Here is a 2,493-nt window from a genome sequence, read left to right on the forward strand (position 1 = left end):
AGCGCGACGACGACGCCGACACCGGCCGCGCGCAGCACGTGCACGTCGGGCGTCACTCGGCGGCGCTCTCGCGCAGCACGACGACGCGCCCGGCGGGCACCAGCGCGGTGCCGTCGAACGTCGCGTCGTCGTCGAGGAGCGAGCGGCCGGACACGGCCACGGTCTCGTCGGCGTCCGAGTGGTTGATCAGGAACAGGACGTCGCCGTCGGGGGTGTTCCGGCGGACGGCCTCGATCCCGGTCCCCGCCTCGACGGCGCGAGGCAGCCCGAGCTCGTCGATGAGCCGGTCGGCGACGCGCGTGGCCGAGTCGAGCGGGAGCTGCGCGGAGACGTACCAGGCCGCGCCGTCGCCGACGGCGTTGCGGGTCACCGCCGCCCGGCCGGCGGAGTCTCCGTCGGCGTAGGTGACGACGGCCTCGGCGCCGCGCAGGTTCGTGTCCTCGCTCCAGTCGGTCACCCGGCCGCCGTCGGACAGGAGCACCGACTCGTCGGCCTGGAGCGGGCGGAACTCCTCGGTCGTCACCCCGAGCAGGTCGCGGAACGCACCGGGGTAGCCGCCGCCGCGCACGCGGCTGGTCTCGTCGACGATCCCGGAGAGGTAGGTGGCGAGCACGGTGCCCCCGGCGCGCACGAACGCGTCGACCCGCGCGGCCTGCGCGTCCGAGACCACGAGGAGCGTGGGCAGCACCACGAGGTCGTAGCCGTCGAGGTCGGCGTCGACGGGGAGCACGTCGACCAGCACCTGCCGCTGCCAGAACACCCGGTGCCAGAGCCGGGTCTCGCGGGCGTACCGCAGCGCGCGGTGCGGCTTGAGCCCCTGCTGGAGCGCCCACGCCGACTCCTCGTCGACCAGGAGCGCGACCTTCGCGGGCTCCACGGGCGCACCCGCGATGCCCCGGAGCCGGCGCAGCGCGGACCCCAGCGCCACGACCTCGCGCCACACGCGGCTCTCGGTGCCCGCGTGGGGCAGCATCGCCGAGTGGAACTGCTCGGTGCCCGCGGTCGAGGCACGCCACTGGAAGAACATCGCGCCGTCCGACCCGCGGGCCACGTGCGCCAGGGCGTTGCGCAGGATCTCGCCGGGGGCCTTGGCGCGGTTGCGCTGCTGCCAGCTCGGCGCCCCGGTCGAGTGCTCCATGAGCAGCCACGGCGTGCGGCCGGCGGCCAGGCCGCGCATCCGGTCGGCTGCGAACGCGAGGTCCTGCTCGCGCACCGGGTCGTCCACGATCGTGTAGTGGTCGTTCGCCACGACGTCGACGTGCCCGGCCCAGTCGGAGTAGTCCACGACGTGCCCGCCGGAGCCGACCATGAAGTTGGTGGTGACGGGCGCTCTGCTGTGCGTGCGGAGCACGGCTGCCTCGGCGAGGTAGTGCTCGAGCAGCTCGTCGGAGGAGAAGCGCTCGAACGCGAGGAACAGCCCTGGGTTCGTCTTGTGCTTGTCGCCCCGGGGCGGCTCGATGTGCTCGATGTCGGTGAAGGTGTGCCCCCAGAACGCCGTGCCCCACGCGGCGTTGATCGCCTCGACCGTGCCGTACTGGGCGCGGAGCCACTCGCGGAACCGGGCCGCCGACACGTCGCACCAGCACCGCCCGTTGCCGCCGCCGAGCTCGTTGCTCACGTGCCACAGGCGCACCGCGGGGTGGTCGCCGTAGCGCTCGGCGAGCGCGGTGGTGATCCGCAGCGCGTGCTCGCGGAACACGGGCGAGCTCGCGCACCAGCCGAGCCGCCCGCCCGGGTGCTCCCGCACGCCGTAGGCGTCCACCGGAAGCACCTCCGGGTGCGCGTGCAGCAGCCAGCTCGGCGGCGCGGCGGTCGGGGTGGCGAGGTCGACGGCGATGCCGGACTCGTGCAGCAGGCCGATGATCTCGTCGAACCAGCCCCAGTCGTACTCGCCCTCGCGCGGTTCGAGCAGCCCCCAGGAGAAGACGCCGAGGGTGACGATGTTGACGCCGGCCTCGCGCATCAGCCGCACGTCCTCGCGCCACACGTCCGGTGACCACTGCTCGGGGTTGTAGTCGCCGCCGTAGCTCAGGCCGTCGGTGGGCCAGGCGGGCAGGTCGCGGCGGGTGTGGGGTCGGTCGGTCGCACGGCGGGCCACAGGGCATCCCCTTCGATGTCGGTGCGGGGACGGTTGCGCCCCCGGTGCGTCAGACTTGTCGAGCGCCCGCCCGTTTGTCAATATGTGAAACAAACAGCGGCTCAGAACCGCAGCATCGTCCGGATGCCCACCACGGCGCCGCCACGCGCCCACTCGTCGAACTGGAACGGCTGGACGTCCAGCGCCAGCGGCGGGATGCCCGGCGAACGCACCTCGTCGATCGTGGCCCGCACCTCGTCGCCCGCGAGCTCCATGACCACGAGCCCGTCGCCCGCGAGCACGATCTTCTGCGGGTCGAGCGCGTTCGCCACCGTGCCGACCAGCACCCCGAGCGCCTGCCCGGCGTCGGCGAAGGCGCGGCGGGCGGCCACGTGGCCCTCCCGGGCCAGCGCGAC

At 73.9% G+C, this 2,493-nt stretch carries 1 protein-coding gene and 1 pseudogene; both read right to left on the minus strand.

Annotated features, from left to right (window positions below):
• Positions 1-52: 52 nt before the first annotated feature.
• Entirely contained in the window at positions 53-2,098 is a 2,046-nt protein-coding gene (locus tag PROKR_RS21845; RefSeq protein WP_084800597.1) for a beta-galactosidase, read from the minus strand.
• Between the two features lie 101 nt (positions 2,099-2,199).
• Positions 2,200-2,493 (minus strand): annotated as a pseudogene (locus tag PROKR_RS21850) (ROK family transcriptional regulator); the annotation flags it as partial.

The sequence above is a fragment of the Promicromonospora kroppenstedtii DSM 19349 genome, from assembly GCF_000515355.1.
Lineage (GTDB): Bacteria > Actinomycetota > Actinomycetes > Actinomycetales > Cellulomonadaceae > Promicromonospora > Promicromonospora kroppenstedtii.